25 protein-coding genes and 1 riboswitch are annotated in these 24,895 nt (G+C 75.2%); of the genes, 10 read left to right on the top strand and 15 right to left on the bottom strand.

The genetic code is table 11. The features are described 5' to 3' along the window. Positions 1–74 precede the first annotated feature (74 nt). Positions 75–1,046, top strand: a complete 972-nt coding sequence (locus tag F7P10_RS36555; RefSeq protein WP_151016625.1) for a serine/threonine-protein kinase — start codon at positions 75–77, stop codon at positions 1,044–1,046. Positions 1,047–1,068: 22 nt separating this feature from the next. Here F7P10_RS36555 and F7P10_RS42900 read toward each other — a convergent pair whose 3' ends face one another. From F7P10_RS42900 to F7P10_RS36540, 4 genes are all read right to left on the bottom strand, one after another. Further along, the gene (locus tag F7P10_RS42900) at positions 1,069–1,227 is read right to left on the bottom strand and encodes a hypothetical protein (protein ID WP_176611797.1); all 159 of its coding nucleotides are present in this window, start codon (positions 1,225–1,227) and stop codon (positions 1,069–1,071) included. Positions 1,228–1,310: 83 nt separating this feature from the next. Continuing rightward, positions 1,311–1,982, bottom strand: coding sequence for a thiamine phosphate synthase (gene thiE / locus F7P10_RS36550; protein ID WP_176611796.1), 672 nt, complete (start codon positions 1,980–1,982; stop codon positions 1,311–1,313). Positions 1,983–2,070: 88 nt separating this feature from the next. Further along, complete coding sequence (locus F7P10_RS36545; protein WP_151018516.1) at positions 2,071–2,445, bottom strand: Rv2175c family DNA-binding protein; 375 nt, start codon at positions 2,443–2,445, stop codon at positions 2,071–2,073. An 80-nt stretch (positions 2,446–2,525) separates the two neighbouring features. Continuing rightward, positions 2,526–3,761: an NAD(P)/FAD-dependent oxidoreductase gene (locus F7P10_RS36540; RefSeq protein ID WP_151016624.1), complete on the bottom strand. Its 1,236-nt coding sequence runs from the start codon at positions 3,759–3,761 to the stop codon at positions 2,526–2,528. Positions 3,762–3,857: 96 nt separating this feature from the next. After that, a riboswitch (TPP riboswitch) is annotated at positions 3,858–3,971 on the top strand. Here F7P10_RS36540 and thiO point away from each other — a divergent pair. From thiO to F7P10_RS36510, 6 genes are all read left to right on the top strand, one after another. Beyond that, on the top strand, positions 3,961–5,145 hold the full coding sequence (gene thiO, locus F7P10_RS36535; RefSeq protein ID WP_151016623.1) for a glycine oxidase ThiO: 1,185 nt from the start codon (positions 3,961–3,963) through the stop codon (positions 5,143–5,145). (Overlaps the previous riboswitch by 11 nt.) Continuing rightward, entirely contained in the window at positions 5,142–5,342 is a 201-nt protein-coding gene (gene thiS / locus F7P10_RS36530; RefSeq protein ID WP_151016622.1) for a sulfur carrier protein ThiS, read from the top strand. The genes thiO and thiS overlap by 4 nt, the downstream gene beginning before the upstream one ends. Before the next feature lie 2 nt (positions 5,343–5,344). Next, positions 5,345–6,127 (top strand): thiazole synthase, encoded by a 783-nt coding sequence (locus F7P10_RS36525; protein ID WP_151016621.1) that lies wholly within the window; start codon positions 5,345–5,347, stop codon positions 6,125–6,127. A gap of 148 nt (positions 6,128–6,275) precedes the next feature. After that, positions 6,276–7,301, top strand: a complete 1,026-nt coding sequence (locus F7P10_RS36520) for a DMT family transporter (RefSeq protein WP_151016620.1) — start codon at positions 6,276–6,278, stop codon at positions 7,299–7,301. Positions 7,302–7,337: 36 nt separating this feature from the next. Then, on the top strand, positions 7,338–9,356 hold the full coding sequence (pknB, locus tag F7P10_RS36515) for a Stk1 family PASTA domain-containing Ser/Thr kinase (RefSeq protein ID WP_151016619.1): 2,019 nt from the start codon (positions 7,338–7,340) through the stop codon (positions 9,354–9,356). A 23-nt stretch (positions 9,357–9,379) separates the two neighbouring features. Continuing rightward, positions 9,380–10,237: a deoxyribonuclease IV gene (locus F7P10_RS36510; protein ID WP_151016618.1), complete on the top strand. Its 858-nt coding sequence runs from the start codon at positions 9,380–9,382 to the stop codon at positions 10,235–10,237. Between the two features lie 828 nt (positions 10,238–11,065). On the opposite strand, the gene F7P10_RS36505 is transcribed toward F7P10_RS36510, so the two are convergent. From F7P10_RS36505 to F7P10_RS36485, 5 genes are all read right to left on the bottom strand, one after another. After that, complete coding sequence (locus tag F7P10_RS36505; RefSeq protein ID WP_176611795.1) at positions 11,066–12,478, bottom strand: cation acetate symporter; 1,413 nt, start codon at positions 12,476–12,478, stop codon at positions 11,066–11,068. After that, positions 12,475–12,894: a hypothetical protein gene (locus F7P10_RS36500; protein ID WP_151016616.1), complete on the bottom strand. Its 420-nt coding sequence runs from the start codon at positions 12,892–12,894 to the stop codon at positions 12,475–12,477. The genes F7P10_RS36505 and F7P10_RS36500 overlap by 4 nt, the downstream gene beginning before the upstream one ends. Further along, positions 12,887–13,678: a LytTR family DNA-binding domain-containing protein gene (locus tag F7P10_RS36495; protein ID WP_151016615.1), complete on the bottom strand. Its 792-nt coding sequence runs from the start codon at positions 13,676–13,678 to the stop codon at positions 12,887–12,889. Before F7P10_RS36495 ends, F7P10_RS36500 begins: the two co-directional genes overlap by 8 nt. Positions 13,679–13,753: 75 nt before the next feature. Then, positions 13,754–15,097 (bottom strand): histidine kinase, encoded by a 1,344-nt coding sequence (locus F7P10_RS36490; RefSeq protein WP_151016614.1) that lies wholly within the window; start codon positions 15,095–15,097, stop codon positions 13,754–13,756. 79 nt (positions 15,098–15,176) lie between these two features. Continuing rightward, entirely contained in the window at positions 15,177–15,800 is a 624-nt protein-coding gene (locus tag F7P10_RS36485) for a sulfite oxidase-like oxidoreductase (protein WP_151016613.1), read from the bottom strand. A gap of 262 nt (positions 15,801–16,062) precedes the next feature. On the opposite strand from F7P10_RS36485, the gene aroF reads away from it, so the two are divergent. The 3 genes from aroF to F7P10_RS36470 all read left to right on the top strand — a co-directional run bounded on the left by aroF (position 16,063) and on the right by F7P10_RS36470 (position 19,257). After that, a complete protein-coding gene (gene aroF, locus F7P10_RS36480) occupies positions 16,063–17,109 on the top strand; it encodes a 3-deoxy-7-phosphoheptulonate synthase (RefSeq protein WP_151016612.1) in 1,047 nt (348 codons plus the stop codon). A gap of 211 nt (positions 17,110–17,320) precedes the next feature. Continuing rightward, entirely contained in the window at positions 17,321–18,319 is a 999-nt protein-coding gene (locus F7P10_RS36475) for an EamA family transporter (RefSeq protein WP_151016611.1), read from the top strand. A gap of 53 nt (positions 18,320–18,372) precedes the next feature. Further along, positions 18,373–19,257, top strand: a complete 885-nt coding sequence (locus F7P10_RS36470; RefSeq protein ID WP_151016610.1) for a DUF5954 family protein — start codon at positions 18,373–18,375, stop codon at positions 19,255–19,257. Between the two features lie 47 nt (positions 19,258–19,304). On the opposite strand, the gene thiI is transcribed toward F7P10_RS36470, so the two are convergent. The 6 genes from thiI to F7P10_RS36440 form a co-directional block, all read right to left on the bottom strand. Beyond that, a complete protein-coding gene (thiI, locus tag F7P10_RS36465; RefSeq protein ID WP_151016609.1) occupies positions 19,305–20,540 on the bottom strand; it encodes a tRNA uracil 4-sulfurtransferase ThiI in 1,236 nt (411 codons plus the stop codon). A gap of 105 nt (positions 20,541–20,645) precedes the next feature. After that, a complete protein-coding gene (locus F7P10_RS36460; RefSeq protein ID WP_151016608.1) occupies positions 20,646–21,671 on the bottom strand; it encodes a 6-phosphofructokinase in 1,026 nt (341 codons plus the stop codon). A 164-nt stretch (positions 21,672–21,835) separates the two neighbouring features. Further along, complete coding sequence (locus F7P10_RS36455) at positions 21,836–22,285, bottom strand: hypothetical protein (RefSeq protein WP_151016607.1); 450 nt, start codon at positions 22,283–22,285, stop codon at positions 21,836–21,838. Then, the gene (locus F7P10_RS36450; RefSeq protein WP_218040238.1) at positions 22,282–23,190 is read right to left on the bottom strand and encodes a DUF692 domain-containing protein; all 909 of its coding nucleotides are present in this window, start codon (positions 23,188–23,190) and stop codon (positions 22,282–22,284) included. The genes F7P10_RS36455 and F7P10_RS36450 overlap by 4 nt, the downstream gene beginning before the upstream one ends. Positions 23,191–23,207: 17 nt before the next feature. After that, positions 23,208–24,077: a TIGR04222 domain-containing membrane protein gene (locus F7P10_RS36445; RefSeq protein ID WP_151016605.1), complete on the bottom strand. Its 870-nt coding sequence runs from the start codon at positions 24,075–24,077 to the stop codon at positions 23,208–23,210. Positions 24,078–24,204: 127 nt separating this feature from the next. Next, on the bottom strand, positions 24,205–24,879 hold the full coding sequence (locus F7P10_RS36440; RefSeq protein WP_151016604.1) for a response regulator transcription factor: 675 nt from the start codon (positions 24,877–24,879) through the stop codon (positions 24,205–24,207). Positions 24,880–24,895 lie beyond the last annotated feature (16 nt).

The raw sequence follows: 24,895 nt of genomic DNA, 5'->3' as shown, positions 1-24,895 counted from the left end.
CGCTGCAGGACAGGACGGTCACACGGTACAAATAAGGACCCCTTTTCACTTCCGTCTCCCCGCCGGAGTCCCCCGTGTCCCCAGCGCCCCGGCCGTCCCACGCCCCGTCCGCCGCCCCGCCCCGCGCCTCGCGGCGCCGTCCCGCGGCCGCGCTGGGGCCCGGCGATCCGGACGACATCGGCGGCCACCTCCTGCTGGGCAGGCTCGGCGAGGGCGGCCAGGGCATCGTCTACCTCGCCGAGGACAGCGGCGGCGAGGTGTGCGCGGTCAAGTTGCTGAAGGGCGGGATGGCGGCTGGGCGGCGCGCCCGCGACCGGTTCGTCAAGGAGGCCGACGCGGCGCGGCGGGTCACCGGACGGCACACCGCGCGGGTGCTGGACGCGGACGTGACCGGCGACCGGCCCTACATCGTCAGCGAGTACGTGGACGGCCCGTCGCTGCAGGAGGTCGTGACCGAGGACGGGCCGCTCCCGGAGCGGCGGCTGCACCGCGTCGCCGTCGGCACGGCCGCGGCGCTCGCCGCGATCCACCGCGAGGGGATCGTGCACCGCGACTTCAAGCCGGGCAACGTGCTGCTCGGCCCGGACGGCGCCAAGGTCATCGACTTCGGCATCGCGCGGATGGCGGACGCGACGCCGCTGACCACGGGGCCGCTCGGCACCCCCGCCTACATGTCCCCCGAGCAGATCGAGGACGAGCCGGTGGGGCCGCCCGCGGACGTGTTCGCGTGGGGCGCGGCGATGGTGTTCGCGGCCACCGGCCGCCCCCCGTTCGGGACCGGGCCGAACGCCGCGGTGATGCGCCGGGTGACGTCCCGCCCGCCGGACCTCGGCGACCTCGACGGGCCGCTGCGCGACCTCGCGGCCCGCTGCCTCGACAAGAACCCGAAGGCCAGGCCGTCCGCGCGGCAGCTCGTCCGGGCGCTGCGCGAGGGCGCGGGCCCGGCGCCCCGGCCGCGCCCCACCCGCATCCCGCGCTACCGCTGGCGCATGATGGTGGCGCTGGCCCTGGTGATGACGGCGGGCTTCCTCATCGGCATCCTCTAGCCGACGGCGGAGGCCGGACGGGTCACCAGTGCGGCGGCCGGTCCTCCAGCAGGCGTGAGTCGTCGTCGCCGCCGCGCCACTCGCCCCAGCCGGTGTCGGTGTCGTCGGACGTCTGGTCGGGCAGGACGGCGAAGTCGTCGTCGAGGTCGACCGGCCGGTCGTCGTCGGGTCCCACGCTCATGATCCCCATTGTGCGGCATGCCGCGCACCGGGGAACCGTGCGCCGGGTCACACGGCCGGTCACACGGCCGGTCACACGGCCGGTCACACGGCGGCGAGGCGGCGCGCGAACTCGGCCGCCGCGGCGCCGGGGTCGGCGGCCTCGGTGATCGCCCGCACCACCACGACGCGGCGGGCGCCGGTGTCCAGCACCTCGCCCAGGTTGCCCAGGTCGATGCCGCCGATCGCGAACCACGGCCGCGCGAAGCGCCGCCCGGCGGTGTACTCCAGCAGCCCGAGGCCGGGGGCGGGACGTCCGGGCTTGGTCGGGGTGGGCCAGGTCGGCCCGGTGCAGAAGTAGTCGGCGCCGGGCTCGGACGCGGCGGCGGACGCCTGTTCCTCCGCGTGGGTGGACCGGCCGATCAGCACGTCCCCGCCGACGATCTCGCGGGCGGCCGGCACCGGCAGGTCGTCCTGGCCGAGGTGCAGCACGTCGGCGCGGACGGCGTGCGCGACGTCCGCTCGGTCGTTGACGGCCAGCAGCGCGCCGTGCCGCTCGCACGCGGCCCGGAACACCTCCAGGAGCGCCATCTCCCGCCGCGCCTCCAGGCCTTTCTGCCGGAGCTGGACGATGTCCACGCCGTTCGCGAGGACGGTGTCCAGGAACTCGGGCAGGTCGCCCCGCTCCTCCCGCGCGTCTGTGCAGAGGTAGAGGCGGGCGCGGTCGAGCCGGGCGCGCAGCGCCACGGCTCGGTCGGAGGGCAGGTGCCTGGACACGGTCGGGAGGTCTTCCTTTCGGGCAGGGCTGCGGGGGCCACGCGGGCGCGTGACCCCCGGTGTCACGTGTTCGGGTCGGGTGGAACCGTCAGAACGCCAGGGCCTGGGCGCGGCGGCGCACCTCGGTCCCCCGGTTCTCGGTGAGCGCGTCGACCGGTGTCCCGGGCAGCGTGTCGTCCGCGGTGAACAGCCAGCGGACGGTCTCGACGTCGCTGTAGCCGGCGTCCGAGAGCACGGTGAGCGTCCCGGACAGGCCCTTGATCACCTGGCCGTCCTTGATGAAGGCGGCCGGGACCATCGGCTCGCCCCCGCGGCGGACCGCCAGGAGCTTGCGCTCGCTGATGAGCTGCTTCATCCGGTTGGTCTTGATGCCGAGCAGCGCGGCGGTCTGCGGGAGGGTGAGCCACTCGCCGGCGAGGGCCTCGGTGCGGGGGTCGAGTGCGCTTTCAACGGTTGCGTGCATCTGCGTCACGCCCCCTTGCTACCACGCCGCCGAATCGCTCAAACCCCCCGGACGACCACCGGTTTTTCGGACCGGCTCCGCTAGCCGCGAACGGCCTGGCGGACGGGCACGTCCGGATCGGCGAGGACGGCCGGGTCGACGGACGCCCCGGCCGCGATCGCCCGCCGCGCCTGGACGAGGTCGCGGGGGCGGTCGACGGTGAGGATCGCGTCGAGGCGGTCGCCGGTGAGCCACGCGAGGGCCCACTTGCGCCCGGTGGTGTCGCCGCGCCGGATCATCCGCTCGGACGCCGCGTGGTTCCCGGCGTACTGGACCATCCGGCCGAACTGCTCGGACCAGAAGTAGGGGGCGGCGTCGTAGGCGGCGTCCTCGCCGAGGAGGGTCGCGGCGGCGGTCTCCGGGGCGTTGAGGGCGGTGTCCCAGTGCTCGACCAGGAGCCGCCGTCCGTACCGGGACGACCACCAGGCCGCGCAGTCCCCGACGGCGACGATGTCGGGGCGGTACTCGCCGGGGGTGCCGGGCTCGGCGCCCTCGTGGCAGGTGCGGAAGGACCCGTCGGTGACGACGCCGCGCTCCAGCAGCAGGCCGGATCCGGCGAGCCAGCCGAGGTCCGGGCGGACGCCGACGCCGACGACGACCGCGTCCGCGTCGATCCGCCCGGCCGCCCCGTCGGCGGCGAGGACGAGGCCGCGGGCGTCGACCTCGGCGACCTTGACGCCGGTGCGCAGCTCGACGCCCGCCTCGGCGTACCAGGGGGCGGTCAGCGCGCCCGCCTCGGGACCGAGGGCGTTCGCGAGGGGCGTGTCGGCGGCCTCGACGACGGTGACCGCGCAGCCCTTCTTCGCGGCGGTCGTGGCGACCTCGGCGCCGATCCAGCCCGCCCCGACGATCGCGACGCGGGCGCCAGGGGCGAGCAGGCCGCGCAGTTCGCGGGCGTCCTCGATGGTGCGGACGACGTGCTGGCGGCCGTCCCCCGGAAGCGTGATCGGAGCGGCGCCGGTCGCGATCACGAGGCCGTCGAACGGCAGTTCCCCGGCCGTGGTGGCCAGGACGCCGCCGCGTCCGGGCTCGCCGGGGCGCAGCGCGGTGGCGCGCTCGCCGAGCAGGAGCTCGCAGCGCAGCGCGTCCCAGTCGGCGTCGACGGTGGTGTCGTCGGAGTCGCCCGCGAGGACGGCCTTCGACAGCGGCGGCCGGTCGTACGGCCGGTGCCGCTCGGCCGAGACGAGGGTGAGCGCGCCCTCGTACCCCTTCTTGCGCAGGGCTTCCAGGGCGCGCACGCCCGCCAGCCCGCCACCAACGACGATGACCCTCTCCATGCCATGCACCCTAATGGGCGCCGGATTCGCCTGGACACCTGTCCAGACGATCGTGTACGTCACAGCGGTCGTAAAGTGGGAGAAGAGCACGTAAAGCACGACAGACGCGGGAGTCCGGTGCGACCGGGCTGAGAGGGCGGCTGAACGGGCCGCCGACCGCCACGACCTGATCCGGATCATGCCGGCGAAGGGAGCGCACATGGAGATCATCGTCATCGGGGCCGGGATCGTCGGCCTCGCCGCCGCCTGGCGGACCGCCGAACGGGGCGCCGGACGCGGCGTCCGGGTGACCCTCGTCGATCCCGAGCCCGCGAGCGGCGCCACGGCCGTCGCCGCGGGCATGATCACCCCCGTCAGCGAGCTGGCCTACGGCGAGGAGCCGCTGCTGCGCCTGAACCTGGCCTCCCGCGACCGCTACGACACGTTCGTCGCGGAACTGGAGGAGCTGACCGGCACGAGCACCGGCTACCGCGACGACGGCCTGCTCCAGGTCGCGTTCGACGCCGACGACCTGGCCGTCCTGGACGACCTGCGGCGCTTCCAGGCGAGTCTGGGGCTCCCCGTCGAGGCGCTGACCGGGCGGGAGTGCCGCAGGCAGGAGCCGATGCTGGCACCGGGCGTCCGCGGCGGCCTGCTCGCCCCCCGCGACGGCTCGGTCGACCCGCGCCGCCTCACCGCCGCGCTGCTGGCCGCGTGCGAGAAGGCCGGCGTGACGCTCGTACGGCGGCGCGCGGCGGGCGTGGTCGTCGAGCGCGACGCGGCGGCGGGCGTCCGGCTCGAGGACGGGACGGTCCTGCGGGCCGGCCGCGTCCTGCTGGCCGCCGGTCCCTGGTCGGAGGACATCGAGGGCCTGCCCCCCGGGACCGTTCCATCCGTGCGCCCCGTCAAGGGACAGGTGATCCGGCTGCGCACCCGCGTCCCGTTCCTGCGGCGCTGCGTGCGCGGGCTGGTGAAGGGGTCGCCGGTGTACCTGGTGCCGCGCGCGGACGACGGCGAGATCGTCCTCGGCGCCACGCAGGAGGAACTCGGGTTCGACACGCGCGTGACGGCGGGCGGCCTGTGGGAGCTGCTGCGGGACGCCCGCGAGCTGCTCCCCGGCGTCACCGAGCTGGAGTTCGCCGAGGTCACGGCGGGGCTGCGGCCCGGCTCCCCGGACAACGCCCCGGTGATGGGCCACGCGGACCTCCCCGGGCTCGTCCTCGGCACCGGGCACTTCCGCCACGGCGTCCTGCTCGCGCCGCTCTCGGCGGACGTCCTGTCCGCGCTGCTGCTCGACGACCCGGTGCCCGAGGTCGCCCGCCCGTTCTCCCCCGATCGCTTCCACGCCGGATCGACCCCGCCCCGATCGACCCCGCCCCGTTCGACTACAGAGGTGAACCGATGAAGGTCATCGTCAACGGTGAGCCGCGCGAGCTGCCCGCGGGCACCAGCGTGGCCGCCGCGGTCGCGGCCGTGAGCGCGGCGCCGTCCGGTGTGGCGGCCGCGCTGAACGACGAGGTCGTCCGCCGGGCGTCCTGGGAGGCGACGCCGCTGCGCGACGGCGACCGCCTGGAAGTGCTGACCGCCGTACAGGGGGGCTGACCATGCAGGAGAAGCACGAGGACGCGCTGGTGATCGCGGGCGAGGAGTTCGGCTCGCGGCTCATCATGGGGACGGGCGGCGCGCCCAGCATGCAGGTGCTGCGGGAGGCGCTGACCGCGTCCGGGACGGAACTGACCACGGTCGCGATGCGGCGGGTGGACCCCGCGGCGCGCGGCTCGGTGCTGGACGTCCTCAAGGAGTGCGGCATCCGCGTGCTGCCCAACACCGCGGGCTGCTTCACCGCGGGCGAGGCGGTGCTGACCGCCAAGCTCGCCCGCGAGGCGCTCGGGACGAACTGGGTCAAGCTCGAGGTGATCGCGGACGAGCACACGCTGCTGCCCGACCCGATCGAACTGGTCGAGGCCGCGGAACAGCTCGTCGACGACGGGTTCGCCGTACTGCCGTACACCAACGACGATCCCGTCCTGGCGCGGCGGCTCGAGCAGGCCGGCTGCGTCGCGGTGATGCCGCTCGGCTCCCCCATCGGCTCGGGGCTCGGCATCCGCAACCCGCACAACATCGAGCTGATCGTCGAACGGGCGGGCGTCCCGGTCATCCTGGACGCCGGGCTCGGCACCGCGAGCGACGCCGCCCTGGCCATGGAGCTGGGCTGCGACGCGGTGCTGCTGGCCACTGCCGTGACCCGCGCGCAGGCCCCCGCGACGATGGCCGCCGCGATGCGGCACGCCGTCGCGGGCGGGCGGCTGGCGCGGCAGGCGGGGCGGATCCCCAGGCGCCGCTACGCGCAGGCGTCGTCGCCCTTCGAGGGCATCGCGTCGATGTAGCAGACCTTAACGGAGACATCAAGCATTAATCGCTGGACCTGAACGATGGGCCGCTCCCAGACTGGGGGCGGCCCATCGGTGTCCGGCCGCGCAACCGCGCGCCGAACTTCGGGGTTCAGCGAAACGTCCCCGACCTAAGGTGCGCTTCATGGAACAGGGAAGCTCCCCTCCCGCGCCCGCGAAGGGCGCCGACCGGCGGGCCGTCGCCGCCGCCACCGTGACGGTGGTGCTCTGGGCGTCGGCGTTCGTCTCCATCCGCAGCGCGGGCGAGGCGTACGACCCCGGCCCGCTCGCGCTCGGCCGGCTGCTCTCCGGCACCGTCGTGCTCGGCGCCCTGTGGCTCGTCCGCCGCGAGGGCCTCCCGCCGCGCGGCGCGTGGCCCGGCATCGTCGCCGCGGGCATCCTGTGGTTCGGCGTCTACATGGTCGCGCTCAACTGGGGCGAGCAGCTCGTGGACGCCGGCACCGCCGCCCTCGTCGTCAACATCGGGCCCATCCTGATCGCCCTCCTCGGCGGCTGGCTGCTGAAGGAGGGCTTCTCCTCCCGGCTGCTCGCGGGCCTGGCCGTGGCGTTCGCGGGCGCCGCCGTCGTCGGGCTGTCGATGTCCGGCGAGCCGATCGCCGGCAAGACGGGATCACCGCTGCTCGGCGTCCTGCTGTGCGTGGTCGCGGCCGTCACCTACGCGGGCGGGGTCGTCAGCCAGAAGCCGGCGCTGCGGCACGCGTCCGCGCTGCAGTTCACCACGTTCGCGTGCGCGATCGGCGCCGCGGCGACGCTGCCGTTCGCCGGGCGGCTCGCGGAGCAGGCCGCCGACGCCCCGGCGGGGGCGACCCTGAACATGATCTACCTCGGCGTCTTCCCGACCGCGCTCGCCTTCACCACGTGGGGCTACGCGCTGGCCCGCACGTCCGCCGGGAGGATGGGCGCGACGACCTACGCGGTTCCCGCCCTCGTCGTGCTGATGTCGTGGGCGCTGCTCGACGAGGTCCCCGGGGCGGTCACGCTGCTCGGCGGCGTGCTGTGCCTGGCCGGTGTCGCGGTGTCGCGCAGCACACCGCGCGGCGGCGGGCGGCGCGGACCGCGGACCGCCGCCGCCCCCGCGTCCACGGAGGTCCCGGCCTCCGCGCCGGGCGCGTCACCCTCCGCACTCGACCATGCTCATACTCGCGACTGATGAGTCGCATGCGTTTCGCGCCGTACACTCGCATCGATGGACACGTCGGTCGCAGATCCACTCGTCGGGCAGCTGCTCGACGGGCGCTACCGCATTGAGTCCCGCATCGCGCGCGGCGGCATGGCCACGGTCTACCTCGCGCGCGACAGCAGGCTCGACCGCGTCGTCGCGGTCAAGGTGATGCACGCGGCCCTCGCCGCCGACGAGGACTTCGTCGACCGCTTCATCGGCGAGGCCAAGGCCGCCGCCGCGCTGTCGCACCCCAACGTGGTCGCCGTCTACGACCAGGGCACCGACGGTGAGCGCGGCTACCTGGTGATGGAGTACGTCGCGGGCCGGACGCTGCGCGACGCGCTCGCCGCCCGCGGCCGGTTCGGGCCGCGCGCCGCGCTGGAGATCATGCAGCCGGTGCTGGCCGCCCTCGGCGCCGCGCACCGTGCCGGTCTCGTGCACCGCGACATCAAGCCGGAGAACGTCCTGATCACCGACGACGGCCAGGTCAAGGTGACCGACTTCGGGCTCGCGCGGGCCGAGTCGGCGAGCAAGATGACCCGGACCGGGGTGATCATCGGCACCGTCGGGTACCTGGCGCCCGAGCAGGTCACCTCCGGCAGCGCCGACGTCCGCTCCGACGTCTACGCCGCCGGCGTCCTGCTGTTCGAACTGCTCACCGGGCGGCTCCCGCACGAGGGCGACACCCCGCTCGCCGTCGCCTACAAGCACGTCAACGAGACCGTGCCGCCGCCGTCCGAACTCGTCCCCGGGCTGCCGTACCGGGTCGACGAGCTGGTCACGGACGCGACGAGCCACGAGCCCGCGCGCCGCCCGCAGGACGCGAACCGGTACCTCGCCGAGGTCGCCGAGGTGCACGGCGGTCTCCCGCCGGACATCGACGCCCGCCTCGAGGAGGCGTCCCGCACCGCCACGTCCGTCCTCGAGGCGCCCGCGCCGCCCGACGCCACCCGCGTCGACGGGGACCCGGCGGGCGACGGGCGCACCGCGATGCTCCCGCCCGCCCCGCGGGACGGGCAGGTCCTGCACTTCCCGGAGGAGCGGGGGCACACGGCCGTCCTCGACGTCGGCGCGGACCCGGCCGGGCCGCCGCGCTCCCGCGGCGACCGCGTCATCGGCGCGCTGACCGGCCGGTGGGTGCTCGTCGCGATCGGCGTGATCGCCGCCGTGATCCTCGGGTGGGCCGTCTGGTACCAGACGTCCGGGCAGTACGACCACGTCCCGTCGGACATCGTCGGGATGGAGCTGGCGGACGCCCGCGGCGCGCTCGCCGACGCCGGGATCGACGTCCGCGTCGCCGAACCCGTCTACCACGACCGGGTCCGCAAGGGCCTGGTCGCCGAGTCCGACCCCGGCGGCGGAGCGCGCGTCGCGCAGGGCGAGACCGTCACCCTGACGCCGTCGAAGGGCCTCACCCCCCGGGACGTCCCGAACGTCGAGGGCAAGACGCTGGACGAGGCGAAGAAGATCCTCGCGGACGAGGGGTTCCGGGTCGGCGGGACGAGCACCCGCTCCTCGCAGACCGTCCCCAAGGACCGCGTCATCGGCACGCAGCCGTCCGCCGGGGAGGACCTCTCGCCCGACGAGCCGGTGACCGTCGTGGTCAGCGGCGGCATGTCGATGCCGGGCCTCGTCGGTACGGGCGGCGACACCGCCGCGAACAGGCTCCGCTCGCTGGGCCTGAACGTCACCGTCCAGAAGAAGCGGGTCGAGGGCAAGGAACCCGGCAGCGTCCTGAGCCAGGACCCGGCCGAGGGCACCGGCGTGTCCCGCGGCGACGACGTCACGCTCGTCGTCAACGAGCGCGACTGCATCATCGACGCGGGCCCGTTCCAGTTCGGCTGCGACGACGGCGCCGGCGCCGAGAAGATCCCGGTGCCGGACGTCACGAACCGCAGCGTGGCCGACGCCACCAAGATCCTGGAGGATTCCGGGTTCAAGGTGAACGCGCAGGGATGGGGCGACACCGTCCGGTTCCAGGCGCCCGGCGCGGACAGCTCCGCCGCGCGCGGCTCCACGGTCACGATCGTCCGGGGGCCCTGAGCGGCGGATAGGCTGGAGGGACCATGACCTCTCCGCACCGCAGCCCCGTCGGGGCCCACGTCCCGGTCGCCGGCGGGCTCGCCACCGGCGGCCTGAAGTACGCCGCCGAGATCGGCGCCGAGGCGATCCAGGTGTTCGTCGCCAATCCGCGCGGATGGGCCCTCCCGGCCGGCAAGCCCGACGAGGACGCGAAGCTGCGCGACCGCGACGACGTGCCCGTCTTCGTGCACGCCCCGTACCTGGTGAACTTCGGCTCCCCGAGCGAGGAGACGCTCGCCAAGTCGATCGCGACGGTCCGCCACTCGCTCGAGCGCGGGCGCGCGATCGGTGCCCGGGGCGTGGTCGTCCACACCGGTTCGGCCGTCAGCCAGTCCTACGACGCCGCGATGGACCAGATCCACGAGCACGTCCTGCCCCTCCTGGAGGAGATCCCCGACGACGGCCCCCGGCTGCTGCTGGAGCCGATGGCGGGCCAGGGCAAGATGCTGTGCGCCAAGGTCCATGACCTCGGCCCCTTCTTCGAGAAGCTGGAGCACCACCCGAAGCTCGGCGTGTGCTTCGACACCTGCCACGGGTTCGCCGCCGGGCACGACCTGGCCGCGCCGGGCGGCGTCAAGGAGACGGTCGACGCGCTGGTCGGGACTGTCGGCGAGGGACGGCTCGACCTCGTCCACGCCAACGACTCCAAGGACGTGTGCGGCTCGGCCAAGGACCGGCACGAGAACATCGGGGCCGGACACATCGGCGAGGACCCGTTCGCGGCGCTGTTCCGCCACCCCGCCGTCGCCGGCGTCCCGTTCATCATCGAGACCCCGGGCCGCGACCCCGGCCCGCACGGCCGCGACATCACCACGCTGAAGCGCCTCCGAGACGACGCCTGACGCCGTCCCCTCGGCCGCAACGCCCCACGCACGACTCGACACCCGAGCGCGAAACCGGCACACCCGGCCACGAACAGGAAACGCGGCCCGGGAGTGCGGATTGGCGCGAGCGTGCACCCCGGCGCAAGAGAGCAACGCAACACGGCAGCACGGCCCAGCGCGAGAAAGCGGCCCAGCGCGAGAGAACGGCCCGGCGCGAGGAAGCGGCCCAGCGCGAGAAAGCGGCGCGGCGCGAGAAAGCGGCGCGGCGCGAGAAAGCGGCGCCGCACGAGAAAGCGACGCGGCGCAAGAGAGCAACGCAGCACGGCCCAGCGCGAGAAAGCGGCTCAGCGCGAGAGAGCGGCGCGGCGCGAGAGAGCGGCGCGGCGCGAGAGAGCGGCGCAACCCGACAGCGCGGCCCGGCACGACGCGGGCGCGAGAGGAGCGGCACGGGCGCGAGGGCCCGCCGCGGGGGTCGAGCGTGAAAAAGGGCTCGGGTGCCGGTGAACAACCCCCCGACTGTCCACCGGCACCCGAGCCACAGGCCGTCGGGTCCCACCCCCCGGTACGGGACCCGGCGACACACGATCCGGCGTCGACTGGCGTGCGCCGGATCTCCGGGTTTGCTGTTGTGGGAGGTCTCACGGGCGGTGGACGCTCGTCCCCCGCGCCGCCCGCCCCTCCGGAGGCGGGTGTTGCGTGTGGTGCCACTGAGAACACTAGGCCTGTGATGCCGCAGATCGGCACCATGGACACGCGATCCGCGATGAACGGTGTGTAGTTATAGATGTTCGGAGAGTAGTCGGACGATGAGCGGGCGGTTTCGCGCGACGAACGGCCGGGGCCGGTTCAGCCGTCCGGCCGGTGCAGCCGTGCCATCGCGCGGCCCGCGTGCCGCGGGACGCGGCGGCGGGTGAGCAGCGAGACGGCGACCATCACGCCCGCCGCGACGGGCGCCGCCGCCACCGCGGGCACGGTGTCCTCCCCGGCCGGGCGCGGCACCCCGGCCGCGACCGCGAGGGCGCAGCCGATCACCAGGCCGGCGATCGCGCCCGGCGCGGTCAGCCCCCGCCACCAGATCCCCAGCAGCAGCAGCGGGCACAGCGTGCACGCGGACACGGCGAGCGCGAGGGTGACGAGCGCCGCCGCCCCGTGCGGCCCGATCCGGGGCATGACGGCCAGCGGGGCGGCGAGCACCACCACCGCGGCCGCGCGGAAGGCGGCCGCACCGCGCCGCCGCGCGTACTGCGCGACCGTCCCGCCGACGGCCACGGCGATCCCGCACGAGGCGGTGACGAACGCGGCGAGCGCGCCCGCCGCGAGCAGCCCCGTCAGGACCGCGCCGGCCGTCCCCGGGACCGTCCGGTCCGGCAGCAGCAGGAACTCCGCGTCGGCACCGGCGCCGGTCACCGGGCCGCCTGGCTCGCGGGCTCGCCCGAGCGTCCCGTACAGGACGGCGACCACCGACGGCAGCCCGGCGAGGACCGTCACGTACGCCGCCGTCCGGCGCGCGGCGCCGCCCCCGCCGCTCGTGTAGTAGTGCGTCAGAACCTGGGGCAGCCCGATCGTGCCGAGCGCGACGCACAGGACCAGCGCGTACGTGCCGGCATGCCCGGGCGGGTCGGCTTCCGGAGCGGGCGCGGCCGGGGCGCGGTGCCACAGGAGGGCCAGCACCGGAACGGGAACGGTCAGCGCCGCCAGCTTCCCCCAGAAGTGGACGGCCTGGAACGCGGTGATGCTCCGCACCCCGCCGGACGCGACGAGCACCGACGCCGCCGCGACCCCGATCGTCCAGCCGGCCCAGGGCGGTCCGCCGGTCAGCACGTGCAGCGCCGTGCCCGCGCCGTGGAGCTGCGGCAGCAGGTAGCACCAGCCGACGAGGCAGACGCAGCCGGTGGCGGCGTGCCGGACGCCGCGGGAGCCGAGCCGCCACTCGGCGAAGTCGACCACGCTGTACGCGCCGGACCTGCGCAGCGGCGCGGCGGCGAACGCGGCGAGCAGCGCGCACCCGGCCGCCGCCCCGACGGGGAGCCACAGCACGTCCGTCCCGTGCGCGAGGACGAGCCCGGCCGCGCCGAGGTACATCGCCGCGCACAGGTGCTCGCCGCCGATCGCGGCGGCGTTGCGCCACGGCGGCACCTCGCGCGCGGCCGCCGCGAGCCCGGGGACGGGACGGGCCACCGGACGGCGGCGCGGGACGAGCCACGCCGCGACCACCGCGGCCAGCGCGACGAGCGCGCCCGCCACGGCCGTCGCGCTCACCGGGGATCGACCGCCCGGACGGGGCGGTCCCATCCCTCCGGCCCGCGCTCCGCACCGTCCCGGCCCTTCCGACGGCCGCCCGGTCTCTCGCGGTTCCGTCCCGCGCGGCCGCCCCGCACCCCGCGTTCGGCGCGTTCGGCGCGGCGGACGTGGTCCAGGGCGGCAGCCGCGAGCAGCGCGGGGACGGCCAAGGCGAACGGGCCGGGCAGCAGGGGCAGGGCGGCCAGGGCGGTCGCGACGTACGCGCCGGTCCGCAGCGCGACCGCGAGCTGGGCGCGGGCGGCCGCCCGGCCGGACGGCGGCGGGTCGGACGGCGGCGGGTCGGCGGGGAGCGTGGCGCGGGGGGCGAGGGGGGCGGGTGCCGGGAGGGCGGTCGTCGTAGGGTGCGGGTCGGCGTCGGCGGTCGCCTCAACCACGGCGGCCGTCCCCGTCGCAGTCGGCCGGTTGATCGTGGTGGAACCGGCGGACGAGCAGGTCGCGCACCTCGCGGGTGTGGCGGCGGCTCACCGGGAGCAGTTCGTCGCCGATCTGCACGGCGGCGCGGCCGCCGTCGAAGCGCAGTTCGGTGATGTGCGCGGACGCGACGAGCGTGCTGCGGTGGATCCGGATGAACCCGGCGGCCTCCCACCGCTTGGTGAGCGCCGACAGCGGCATCCGGACGAGGTACCCCCCGTCGGGGGTGTGCAGCCGGACGTAGTCGCCCTGCGCCTCCACGTGGGTGACGGAGCGTCGCGACACCAGGCGGGTCCGGCCGCCCAGCTCGACCGGGATCATCTCGTCCTCGGGGTCGGCGCGCTCGTCCGGGACGGACGGGGCGGCGCGGCGGGCGGCCACCGCGACGCGCCGGACCGCCTCGGCGAGCCGTTCGGGGCGGACGGGCTTGAGCAGGTAGTCGAGGGCGCCGAGCTCGTAGGCGGTGACGGCGCAGTCGTCGTGCGCGGTCACGAACACCACGTGCGGCGGCGCGGCGAAGCCGGTGAGCAGGCGGGTGAAGTCCAGTCCGTCGAGGCCGGGCATGCGGATGTCGAGGAACACTGCGTCCAGGCGCTCGCCCTCGACGAGCATCCGGCTGAGGTCGCGAAGCGCCGACGAGGCGTCCCCCGCGCCGGTGACCCGCTCGATCCGCGGGTCCCTCCGGAGCAGATGGGTCAGCTCTTCCAAGGCGGGGCGCTCATCGTCCACGGCCAGAACGCGAAGCATGAAGGTGACTCTGCCGCGATTACCGACCGTCCGCAATCGATTCCGCAAAGTGAGTGTGGGGTGAGTGTGAGATTCTCAGTCCGGGAACACCCCCGGACGGTACTTCGGAACGCGCAGGTCGACCCTGGTCCCGGCGCCGAGCGCCGTCCGGACGGTCAGCCCGTACTCCTCTCCGTAGACCTGCCGCATCCGCGCGTCGACGTTCGCCAGCCCGATTCCGGTCCCGCCGCGCCGCTCCCGCCCGCCCGGAACGCTGCCCCAGCCGGTCGGGCCGGGACCGCCCACGGGCGCGGCGAGGATCTCCCGCAGCCGCTCCGGGTCCATGCCGACCCCGTCGTCCTCGATGCTGATCGCGGCCTCGGGCCCGGAGTCCCGCGCGATGATCGAGATGTGGAACGCCTCGCGGGCGTCGGCCATCCCGTGCCGGACGGCGTTCTCCACCAGCGGCTGCAGCGCCAGGAACGGCACCGCGACGGGCAGCACCTCGGGCGCGATCTCCACCCGGAAGCGCAGCCGCTCGCCGAAGCGGGCGCGTTCCAGCAGCAGGTAGCGGTCGATGGAGCGCAGCTCGTCGGCGAGCGTGGTGAAGTCGCGGGCGTTGCGGAACGAGTAGCGGGCGAAGTCGGCGAAGTCGAGCAGCAGCTCGCGGGCCCGTTCGGGGTCGGTGCGGACGAACGAGGCGATCGTCGTCAGCGAGTTGTAGACGAAGTGCGGGGAGATCTGCGCCCGCAGCGCCCGCATCTCGGCCTCGGCGACCCGGTGCCGCGCGGCGTCCAGCTCCGCGAGCCGCAGCTGCCCGGCGACCAGCCGGGCGGTCTCGCCGACGGCCCGGACCCGGCCGGCGGACGGCCCCGGCCAGTACGCGACGAGCGCGGCGTCGGCCCCCTTCCCGGCGGGCACCCGGACGGCCAGCGGCGCGATCATCGCCACCCGGAGGGGGCAGCCGTCGTCCCGGCAGCCGAGCCGGCCGTCGCCGACCACCCGGGGCCGTCCCGACGCCAGTACCGGCAGCACGAGGTCCACCGCCCCGCGGGCGTGCGCCGCGCGCCCCGCGCCGTCCCAGGCCAGCAGCACCGCGCCGGGCGCACCGGCGGCGGTGGCGGCCTCGCCGTCCTCCGCGTCGTCGTCCTCGCCGTCCTCCTCGATGGCGGCGCGGAGCGCGACGAGCGCGACGGCCTCGGCGCCCAGAAGCGACCGCAGGTGCCGGACGGACCGGCGGGCGGCCTCGCCGCCGAGCCCGGCGCGCAGCGGCGGCGACGCCCGCGCGATCGCGTGCAGCGCCGCGAAGGCCGCCTGCTCGCCCGGCTCGGCGGCGCCCCGGCCGCGCGACGGGAAGCGGTGGCGCAGCGCGCACGCTCCCGTCGCGACGCCGGCGGCCGCGAACCACGCCAGGGCGTCCAGAACGGACGGTAGGACCATGACGACTTACGGTAACGGCTGTCGTCCGCGCGGGTCGCTATGTTGGCCATTTACGAAGGTCTCGGATGGGCCACGCCGCCTAGAGCGGCGGCGCCTCGCCGTCGTCCTCCTGGTAGGAGTACCGCTGCTCGCGCCACGGGTCCGCGACGTTGTGGTAGCCGCGCTCCTCCCAGAAGCCCCGGCGGTCCTTCACCAGGTACTCCACGCCGCGCACCCACTTCACGCTCTTCCACGCGTACAGGTGCGGGACGACGATCCGGATCGGGAAGCCGTGGTCGGGCGTGATCCGCTCCCCGTCTCGGTGCGTCGCGAACATCGTCCCGTCGGCGAGGAAGTCGGCCATCCGGATGTTGGCGCTGTAGCCGTACTCGGCCCACACCATCACGTGCGTGACCTCGGGGGCGGGCGGCGCCAGCTCCACGATCGCCGAGCCCGGCACGCCCTCCCACTCGTTGTCGGGGATCGTGAACTTGGTGACGCAGTGGAAGTCGGCGACGGCCTTCGTCCTGGGCAGCGCGTCGAACTCGTCCCACGTCCACCGGTGCTGCCCGCCCGTCGCGGTCGCACCGAAGACGCGGAAGTCCCAGTCCTTGGGACGGAACTTCGGCACGGGTCCGTAGTGGAGGACAGGCCATCCCCGGGGGACGTACTGACCGGGCGGCAGGTCCCGCCGCTGCTGCGTGGGCTCTTCGGGATGGGACATGACGCCGCCATCCTGCCATCCGGCGTGAGCTGAGCCATATTCGGCCCCCTCGCCGCCGGTACCGTCCCGCGTCGGCTACTCTGATGCCCATGCGCAACGTGGTGTATTTCTTTTGGTTCGACCAGCCCGGACGGCTGGTCTGCCAGGCGCTGCGCTGACAGACCACGAAGAAAGCCCCGGGCCGGTCGGCCCGGGGCTTTCTTCGTTTCAGGGGACGGCCGCGGGACCGCCGGGCCCGCGGGATGAGGAGAGGGAGTACGGCATGGTCATCGTCATGGCCCCGGGGGCCACCGAAGCGGACGTCGACGGCGTCGTCTCACTGGTCGAGACGGCGGGGGGCGACGCGTTCGTCAGCCGCGGCGTGGAGCGGACGATCGTCGGGCTGGTCGGCGACGTGGAGCAGTTCGGCTCGCTGAACCTGCGCGGGATGCGCGGCGTCAGCGACGTCATCCGCATCTCGGCGCCGTACAAGCTGGTGAGCCGGGAGAACCACGCCGAGCGGTCGGTCGTCCGGGTCGGCGGTGTTCCCGTCGGCCCCGGCACGATGACGCTCATCGCCGGGCCGTGCGCGGTCGAGACCCCCGAGCAGACCCTGCAGGCGGCGCAGATGGCCCAGGCCGCGGGCGCGACGCTGCTGCGCGGCGGCGCGTTCAAGCCGCGCACGTCCCCGTACGCGTTCCAGGGGCTCGGCGAGGCCGGCCTGCGGATCCTCGCGGACGTCCGCGAGGAGACCGGGATGCCGGTCGTCACCGAGGTCGTGGACGCCGGGGACGTCGAGCTCGTCGCGGGATACGCCGACATGCTGCAGATCGGCACCCGCAACGCGCAGAACTTCGCGCTGCTGCAGGCCGCCGGCGAGGCCGGCAAGCCGGTGATGCTCAAGCGCGGCATGAACGGCACGATCGAGGAGTGGCTGATGGCCGCCGAGTACGTCGCGCAGCGCGGCAACCTCGACATCGTGCTGTGCGAGCGCGGCATCCGCACCTTCGAGAAGGCGACCCGCAACACCCTCGACATCTCCGCGGTCCCGGTGGCGCAGCGCCTCTCCCACCTGCCGGTGATCGTGGACCCGTCGCACTCGGGCGGCAGCCGCGACCTCGTCCTGCCGCTCACCCGCGCCGCGATCGCGATCGGCGCCGACGGCGTCATCATCGACGTCCACCCGCACCCGGAGACCGCGCTGTGCGACGGCCCGCAGGCGCTCGTGGACGGCGACCTGCGGGAACTCGCGAAGGTGGTGCGGGACCTGCCCCCGCTGGTCGGCCGGACCCTCACCCAGGACCCGGACGTCGACGCCGTCCCGGCATGACGGAAACCCGGCGTGACGGCTGATATTGTCGGAAACATGGCGTACTGGACCCCGAACTGCGGGCCGCCCCGCTCCTGACGGGGCGCGGCGAACCACCGGTAGTTCCGACCTCGAGTCCTGACGGGCCCGGCGCGACGGCGTCCCGGCCCGGCCGGTCCTGTGCCCCGAATCCGGAATCCCTCTCCCGATTCGAGCTCAGGAGCAGTACTCCATGTCTCTGCGCACGCCTTCGTTCGGCCGTTCCGCGCGCACATCCCCGTCCACGTCCCCGTCCACGTCCCCGTCCGGGCACGCCCCCGCCTCCGGTCCGTCCGGGCGGGGGCTGCCGGGCGGAGGCACCCTCCCCATCCTCGCGGCGGCGTCCCTGTGGGGGACGACCGGCACCGCCCGCACGTTCGCCGACGGCGCGTCCAGCCTGTCGGTCGCCGCGATGCGCATCGTCCTCGGCGGGCTGGTCCTGCTGGCCTCCGCCGCCCTGCTCCGGGACGGGACGGTCCGGGGCGCGGGCCTGCGGCGGCTCGCCGCCGACCGCGGCGCCCGTCCCCTCGTCCTGCTCGGCGCGCTCGCCATCGCCGTCTACCAGACCGCGTTCTTCGTGGCCGCGGCCCGCACCGGCGTCGCGATCGCGACCGTCGTCACCATCGGTTCCGCGCCCGCGTTCGCCGGGCTCATCGGCGTCGCCGTCCGCCGCACCGTGCCGGGCCTCCGCTGGACGTTCGCGACGGCAGCCGCCGTCACCGGGTGCGCCCTGCTCGCCGGCGGCGGCGCGGACGCCGGCGCCGACCCCGCGGGCATCGGGCTCGCCGCCCTCTCCGGCCTCGCCTACGCGGCGTACACGACGGTCACGGCCGCCCTCCTCGCGCGGGGCGGCGAGGAGCGCGCGGTCGTCGGGACCCTGTTCGGCGTCGCGGCCGTCCCGCTCCTGCCCCTCCTGCCGTTCGCCGGCCCGGCGTGGATGCTGACCGGTTCGGGCGCCCTCATCGCGCTCTACCTCGGCGTGGTCGCGACCGGCGGCGCCTACCTGCTGTTCGCCCGCGGCCTGCGCACCACCCCCGCCACCGCCGCGACGACGCTGACGCTCGCCGAACCCGCGGTCGCCGCCGTCCTCGGCGTCGCCCTGCTCGGCGAGCACCTCGGCGGCCCCGCGCTCGCGGGCCTCGCCCTCATCGCGGCCGCCCTGCCGCTGATCGCCCTGCCCGCCCGGAAGTAACAATTGGTCTGAACCACTCGCGGAGGCCGGGTCCGGGAGGGATGATGGCCGGCATGACGACGGGCGAGGGGGACGCCGGGGGACGGCTGTTCCCGGAGGACCTGGACGGCGTCGACCCCGTGGCCGCGGTGCTGCGCGCGGACGCGCGCCGCGCCATGACGGCGTACCCGGAGCCGGTGGCCGTCGGCGCGCTGTTCGCGGCGGCCGAGCGGGTCGGGGGCGGGTGGCGGCTGGTGTGCCCGTGCGACCCGCTGCCGCAGGGCGCGCGCGAGCTGCTGGCCGTCCACCTGGAGGACCGGGCCGCCGCGGCGGACGGCACCACCGGACGGGAGCTGCGGGCGGCGGCGCGGACGCTGCAGGCCGACCCGTCCGACGAGGTGAGCACGGCGGGGCTGCGGTTCCGGATCGTGCGGATCGAGCAGCTGGTCCGCACCGGACCGGACGGGCCCGAACCGCCGCGCCCCACCGACCTGGACCCGTCCGGGCGGGCGCCGCGCGGCGAGCCCGACCTGCTGCCCGGGGACGAGTCCGGCGCCGACCTCACCTCGGCGGAGCTGCTGTGCCAGGTGCTGGACGCGGCGGCCGCCACCGGGAACGAGCCGGACGGGACGTTCCTGACGCCGGTGCCGCTCGCGCCGGTCTTCACGGTCGCCGAGCGGGGCGGCGGGCGGTGGCGCCCGGTCGGCAGGCTGCACGACGGCCCGCAGCAGGCCCGGGACTCGCTCGTCACCTACTTCCGGCACGTCGTCCCGGTGATCGAGCTGCCCGGGGAGCCCGCGGCGGCCGAGTTCGCGGCGGCGGCCGAGCTCATGGAGGACGGCACGGGCCGCAACGGCATCACGGTCGCCGGGCGCCGGTTCCGGGTGGTGCGGATCGAACGGATCACGCTGCTGGGCCCGGACGGGCCCGAGCCGCCCCGCCCGGGCGACCCGCGCTGACGCCCGTCCCGTCCCCGGACGTCCCGCGGTCGGCGCCGGGCCGGGCGTCAGGAGGCGGCGGCGTCGCCGTAGACCGGGCGGTGCTCCTGGACGGACTCGACGAGCCGGTCGGCGAGCTCACCGACGTCGAGGCGCTTCTCGATCTGGCGCAGGTCGTCGATCTTCGCGCGGGTCTCGGCGCGGCGCGGCGCGAGCATCGTGCAGCAGTCCTCGTCCGGCAGCTCGGAGATCGACAGGGTGCGGATCCGCCGCGCCTGGTCCATGATCTCGGTCTTGTCCATGCCGACGAGGGGGCGCAGGATCGGCAGCTCGACCGCGTCGTCCAGCGCGGTGATGTTGGCGAGCGTCTGGCTGGACACCTGGCCGAGCGCGTCCCCGGTGATCAGCGCGGCGCCGCGCAGCCGGCGGGCGAGGAGCTGGCCGGTGCGCAGCATCAGCCGGCGCTGCGCGACCACCGCGAGCCGGTCCGCGCCGGAGGACTTGATCTGCTGCTGCGCCTTCCCGAACGGGACGACGAACAGCCGCGACCCGCCCTGGAACTTGTCCAGCTCGCGGACCAGCGCGTACGCCTTGTAGATCGACTCGGGGCCGGTGAACGGCATCCCGGAGAAGTGCAGGTAGTCGACGCGCAGGCCGCGGCGCATCATCCGGTAGGCGGCGACGGGCGAGTCGATGCCGCCCGACATCAGCACGAGCGCGCGCCCGCTCATCCCGACCGGGAGGCCGCCCTGGCCGGGGAGCCCGCCGGAGAACACGAACACCTCGTCGCGGTCGACCTCGATCGACAGGGTGTGCTCGGGGTTCTTGAGCCGGACCGGCTGCCCGTACTTCGCGGCGACGAGCGCGCCGATGTGCCGGTCGAGCTCGGTGGAGGTCATCGGGAACCGCTTGTCGCGGCGCCGCGAGCGGACGGCGAACGAGCCGGCCCGCCCGTCCATCAGCTCGAGGGCGGCGCGCTCGACGCTGGCGAGGTCCTTGCCGACCCGCCACGCGCGGTGCGCCCACACGATGCCCATGACGTCGCCGATCCGCTGCGCGATCCGGTCGACCGTGGGGACGTCCGCGTCGTGCATGCGCACGATGAACACCCCGTGCCGCCGGATGACGTCGACGCGGGCGATCGGGCGGACGGCGGTGCGGACGTTGTCGGCCAGCCGGCGCTCGAACTGCTCGCGGTTCTTGCCCTTGAGGACGACCTCGCCCAGTTTGAGCAGCACGCACGGCTCGCCGTCGACCGGCGACTGCTCCCGGACGACGGCGGGCGCGGCGTCGAGCGTGGTCATGCGGATCCTCCTGGCGGGCGTCGATCGGGGGTGGGGCCTCTAGTGTGGCCCAGAAGCCGCAACGCCGCGACCGGGTATGCGTGTTCCCGCCGGGGAGGACGCCGGTCAGCCGAAGAAGACCTCGGCTTCCTCGTAGCGCTCCACCGGGACGGTCTTCAGCTCCTTGGTCGCCTCGTCGAGGCCGACCCGGACGATGTCGGTGCCCTGCAGCGCGACCATCTTGCCGTAGTCGCCGTCGCGGACGGCGTCGATCGCCTGCAGGCCGAGGCGGGTGGCGAGGACCCGGTCGAACGCGCTCGGGGTGCCGCCGCGCTGGATGTGCCCGAGCACGGTGGCGCGGGCCTCCTTGCCGGTGCGCTTCTCGATCTCGTCGGCGAGCCGCTGCCCGATGCCGCCGAGCCGGACGTGCCCGAACGCGTCCCGCTCGCCCGTCTGCAGCTGCATCTGCCCGTCGACCGGGTGGGCGCCCTCCGAGACCACGATGATCGGGGCGTACCGGGTCTTGAACCGGCTCTCCACGTACTCGACGACCTTGTCGATGTCGAACGGCCGCTCCGGGATCAGGATGACGTTGGCGCCGGCGGCCATGCCGACGTGCAGCGCGATCCAGCCCGCGTGCCGGCCCATGACCTCGCAGATCAGCGCGCGGTGGTGGCTCTCGGCGGTGGTGTGCAGCCGGTCGACGGCCTCCACCCCGATGTTCACCGCGGTGTCGAACCCGAAGGTGTAGTCGGTGGCGTTCAGGTCGTTGTCGATCGTCTTGGGGACGCCGACGACGTGCACGCCGCGCGAGTGCAGCTCGCGCGCGACGCCGAGGGTGTCCTCGCCGCCGATGGCGATCAGGGCGTCCACGCCGAGCCCGGCCAGGTTGTCCTTGATCCGCTCGACGCCGCCCTCGACCTTGATCGGGTTGGTCCGGGACGACCCGAGGATCGTGCCGCCGCGCGGCAGGATGCCCCGCACGGCCTGGACGTCGAGGGCCACGGTGTCGCCTTCGAGGGGCCCGCGCCACCCGGCCCGGAAGCCCACGAACTCGTACCCGAAGACCTGCACGCCCTTGCGCACTACCGCGCGGATCACCGCGTTCAGGCCGGGGCAGTCCCCGCCGCCGGTCAGCACTCCGACCCGCATGCCGTCTCCTTGTCCCGCCACCGGTCTCCTCCCTCGATTCACGTGCTCAGACTATCCGTGGGCGCGCGGCCACGGGGCGTGTTCGCCGCCCGTTCCGGCCGCCCGTCCATTGGTCTAGACCATAGTCGTTCGGGCGGGCTTCGGCACGTCCGCCGCGAAGCCCGTCAGCGGCGGCGGGCCGCCGTCCACGCCCGGCCGAGGACCGCCACCGCGAGCCCGCCGGGCATCCGCCGGATCCCGGCGGCCCGGCGCCGCGGCGCGCCCTCGCGGCCATACGACCACCGCGCCTCCGCGAGGGCCAGTTCCCGCGCCGCGCCGGGCGCCAACTCGTCGCGGCGGGCGCGGGCGAAGTCGCGCCCGTCCCGGGCGGATCCGCGCGTCGGCCGGTCCGCCGCCCAGGCCGCGAACGCCTCGCCCCAGGACGTCCCGTACGACGCGGCCAGCGCGGGCCACGCGTGCGCGACCTCCCCCGCCCGCTTGCGCAGGATGCCGCGCGCGGCGGCCCGGACGGCGCCCGCGTCGAACCCCGGCGGTACCGGGCCGCCCGCGGTCATCGCCCGCACCAGCGCCTCCTGCGCCGCCGCCAGGTCCGCGTCCAGGGGCTCCCCGGTCATGTGATGCGGGGGTGGCCGGACGCGTCGGCGATCGCGTCGAGTTCGTCCCGCAGTTCGGCGGCGGGCGGGTAGCGGCCGTCGCGTTCGAGGAGGACCCCGGGCGGGCGGTGCCGGGCGCACAGCTCCGCGAGCAGGTCGAGGACCTCGCGCGGGACGGGCGCGGCGTGGGTGTCGTGGTACCGCCCGCCCGCCTGGTCGCCGCCCGCGACGTGGCAGTACGCGACGCGTTCGAGGGGCAGGCGGTCGAGGAGGTGCAGCGGGTCCGCGCCCCGGTTGCGGGCGTTGGCGTACACGTTGGCGACGTCGAGCAGCAGCAGGACGCCCGTGCGCTCGACCAGTTCGGTGAGGAAGCCGGCCTCGTCGTACTCGGCGTCCGGCCAGTCGAACAGCGCGGCGATGGGCTCGACGGCCAGCGGCACCGGCAGCCCGTCGAGCGTGCGGCGGACGTTGGCGGTGAGGACGTTCAGCGCGGCCCGGGTGCGCGGCACCGGCAGCAGGTGCCCGGCCTCGATCCCGCCCGCGCGGACGAACGCGACGTGCTCGCCGACCAGCGGCGCCCCGAGCGCCTCGGCGCACGCGGCCAGGTGCGCGACCCGTTCGTCCGCGACCGGCTCGGCGCCGCCGAGCGACAACTTCACCCCGTGCGGGACGACCGCCGCGCCGCGGTCGCGCAGGGCGAGCAGGTCGGAGGCGGGACGGTCCGGGCGCACCGATTCGGCGATCACCTCGGTGAACCGCAGCCCCGGCAGCGCCGAGACGAACCCGGTGATCGGCGGCCGCCACCCGATGCCCACCCCGAGCCCGGCGGGGACCGCGTCCGTTCCCGCGCGGCCGGACGGTCCGCCCGCCCCGGCGGCCACGGCGGTCCGCGGAGCGCCGTCCCCGCCGCGGGCGGCGCGCCTCACTCGCCTCGGCCGCGGGATCACCCGCAGCCTCCGCATCCGCCGCAGCCTCCGCATCCGCCGCCGTTGGTGCCGCCGTTCCCTTCGAAGACGTCCACGATCTCCGTCTCCGCCGCGAACTCCGGATCCGCGCCGGCCAGGGCCTGCGCGCCGAACAGCGCCACCCCCATGGCCACCCCCGCGGCACCGTAGGTCGTCCAGGACGGCGAGTTCGCGGGGTCCAGATGGCTGTGCCGCTCCCTGCAGGCCCGCCAGGCACGAACCCCTTCGCCGGTCCGGGACACGGGGTCGGCCAGCAGGATCAGAGCCGTGACGGCGAGTGCCGCCTCGACCAGTGCCGCGGCGATCCAGGGTGCCGTCACGCCCGCGCGCAGGCCGCCGGCGATGATGACGAACGAGCCCACGACCGTCCCGATGACCGGGATGAGCGCGGCGGCCCGGCGGTCGGCGCGCTGGTCCGGCGACAGCAGCAGACCGTCGCGTTCCATGCCGTCCCGCAGCCGGCGCAGGGCGTCCTCGACCACCGTCCGGTCCTTCAGGGTCGACAGATCCCACTCCGGCCCGATGGCCTCGTAGAGGGCGTCGTCCAGCGGCTCGCCCCGCCCCCGCCCGCCCTCGGTGACGCCGACCCTGCGGGGCCCGCGCGCCTCGATGGCCCGCTCCGTGCGCAGCACCGCCACGCCGGTGAGGACCGCGCGGCTCTCCCCGCCGCTCAGCAGAGCGGCCTCGTAGCGGCGCGGCTCGCGCCCCAGCGGGGGCACCCGCGAGTACCGGCGCCGGAGCGCCAGGGCACCGGCCAGGATCAGCACGGACACGGGGACGATGACCGTCCAGGCGACCTCAAGGGAGAAGAGGCCGAACGCGGGGGCGTGCTCGGGAGGATCCGCCATAGCCGCCTCCCCGGCGCGCCGATGTCCGATATGTCGAGTTGTTGGCTTCGACGCCCGGAAGAGGCGGGGTGTTCCCTGTCTTGTCCCGCCGCCCGCGGCCGGATCCGGCCGCGGGCGGCCGTTCCGGTCAGCCCTTGCCGAGGTCGTCGTCGAGGCCCTGCTCGATCGCGTAGCGGACGAGTTCGACGCGGTTGTGCAGCTGGAGCTTGCCGAGGGTGTTCTGCACGTGGTTCTGCACGGTGCGGTGGGACAGGACGAGGCGCTGCGCGATCTGCTTGTAGGTGAGGCCCTTCGCGACCAGGCGCAGCACCTCGGTCTCGCGTTCGGTGAGCCGGGGCGCGCCGTCGCCCGCGTCGCGGGCGGGGGCGGCGGCGAGGCGGCGGAACTCGCCGAGGACGAGCCCGGCGAGGCCCGGGGTGAAGACGGCGTCGCCGGCGGCGGTGCGCCGGACGGCGTCCAGGAACTCCTCCCGGGCCGCCGACTTCAGCAGGTAGCCGGTGGCGCCCGCCTTGACGGCCTCCAGCACGTCCTCCTGCTCGCCGCTGGCCGACAGCACCAGCACCCGGACGGGCGGGTCGGCGGCGGCGAGGTGCCGCGTCACCTCGACCCCGGAGATGTCGGGGAGCTGCAGGTCGACGACGGCGACCTGGGGACGCGCGGCGGGGGCGGCGCGGACCGCGGCGCGGCCCTCGCCCGCGGTCGCGACCACCTCGTGCCCGGCCTCGGCCAGGTCGCGGGCGACCGCGTCCCGCCACATCGGGTGGTCGTCCACCACCATGACCCTGAGGGGTGCCTCGCTCACGGCCTCACCTTCTCAC

Origin of the sequence: Actinomadura sp. WMMB 499, from assembly GCF_008824145.1 — a bacterium.
Classification (GTDB): domain Bacteria; phylum Actinomycetota; class Actinomycetes; order Streptosporangiales; family Streptosporangiaceae; genus Spirillospora.
The sequence above is the reverse complement of the archived record's forward strand: the minus strand, read 5'-3'. Positions and strand labels throughout refer to the sequence as shown.

What these genes read in the sequence shown, in the direction of transcription:
- F7P10_RS42900 (WP_176611797.1), bottom strand. Translation starts at nt 1,227, where the DNA reads ATGAGCGTGGGACCCGACGACGACCGGCCGGTCGACCTCGACGACGAC.
- F7P10_RS36545 (WP_151018516.1), bottom strand. Translation starts at nt 2,445, where the DNA reads ATGCACGCAACCGTTGAAAGCGCACTCGACCCCCGCACCGAGGCCCTC.
- F7P10_RS36540 (WP_151016624.1), bottom strand. Translation starts at nt 3,761, where the DNA reads ATGGAGAGGGTCATCGTCGTTGGTGGCGGGCTGGCGGGCGTGCGCGCC.
- thiO (WP_151016623.1), top strand. Translation starts at nt 3,961, where the DNA reads ATGGAGATCATCGTCATCGGGGCCGGGATCGTCGGCCTCGCCGCCGCC.
- thiS (WP_151016622.1), top strand. Translation starts at nt 5,142, where the DNA reads ATGAAGGTCATCGTCAACGGTGAGCCGCGCGAGCTGCCCGCGGGCACC.
- F7P10_RS36525 (WP_151016621.1), top strand. Translation starts at nt 5,345, where the DNA reads ATGCAGGAGAAGCACGAGGACGCGCTGGTGATCGCGGGCGAGGAGTTC.
- F7P10_RS36520 (WP_151016620.1), top strand. Translation starts at nt 6,276, where the DNA reads ATGGAACAGGGAAGCTCCCCTCCCGCGCCCGCGAAGGGCGCCGACCGG.
- pknB (WP_151016619.1), top strand. Translation starts at nt 7,338, where the DNA reads ATGGACACGTCGGTCGCAGATCCACTCGTCGGGCAGCTGCTCGACGGG.
- F7P10_RS36510 (WP_151016618.1), top strand. Translation starts at nt 9,380, where the DNA reads ATGACCTCTCCGCACCGCAGCCCCGTCGGGGCCCACGTCCCGGTCGCC.
- F7P10_RS36495 (WP_151016615.1), bottom strand. Translation starts at nt 13,678, where the DNA reads ATGCTTCGCGTTCTGGCCGTGGACGATGAGCGCCCCGCCTTGGAAGAG.
- F7P10_RS36490 (WP_151016614.1), bottom strand. Translation starts at nt 15,097, where the DNA reads ATGGTCCTACCGTCCGTTCTGGACGCCCTGGCGTGGTTCGCGGCCGCC.
- F7P10_RS36485 (WP_151016613.1), bottom strand. Translation starts at nt 15,800, where the DNA reads ATGTCCCATCCCGAAGAGCCCACGCAGCAGCGGCGGGACCTGCCGCCC.
- aroF (WP_151016612.1), top strand. Translation starts at nt 16,063, where the DNA reads ATGGTCATCGTCATGGCCCCGGGGGCCACCGAAGCGGACGTCGACGGC.
- F7P10_RS36475 (WP_151016611.1), top strand. Translation starts at nt 17,321, where the DNA reads ATGTCTCTGCGCACGCCTTCGTTCGGCCGTTCCGCGCGCACATCCCCG.
- F7P10_RS36470 (WP_151016610.1), top strand. Translation starts at nt 18,373, where the DNA reads ATGACGACGGGCGAGGGGGACGCCGGGGGACGGCTGTTCCCGGAGGAC.
- thiI (WP_151016609.1), bottom strand. Translation starts at nt 20,540, where the DNA reads ATGACCACGCTCGACGCCGCGCCCGCCGTCGTCCGGGAGCAGTCGCCG.
- F7P10_RS36460 (WP_151016608.1), bottom strand. Translation starts at nt 21,671, where the DNA reads ATGCGGGTCGGAGTGCTGACCGGCGGCGGGGACTGCCCCGGCCTGAAC.
- F7P10_RS36455 (WP_151016607.1), bottom strand. Translation starts at nt 22,285, where the DNA reads ATGACCGGGGAGCCCCTGGACGCGGACCTGGCGGCGGCGCAGGAGGCG.
- F7P10_RS36445 (WP_151016605.1), bottom strand. Translation starts at nt 24,077, where the DNA reads ATGGCGGATCCTCCCGAGCACGCCCCCGCGTTCGGCCTCTTCTCCCTT.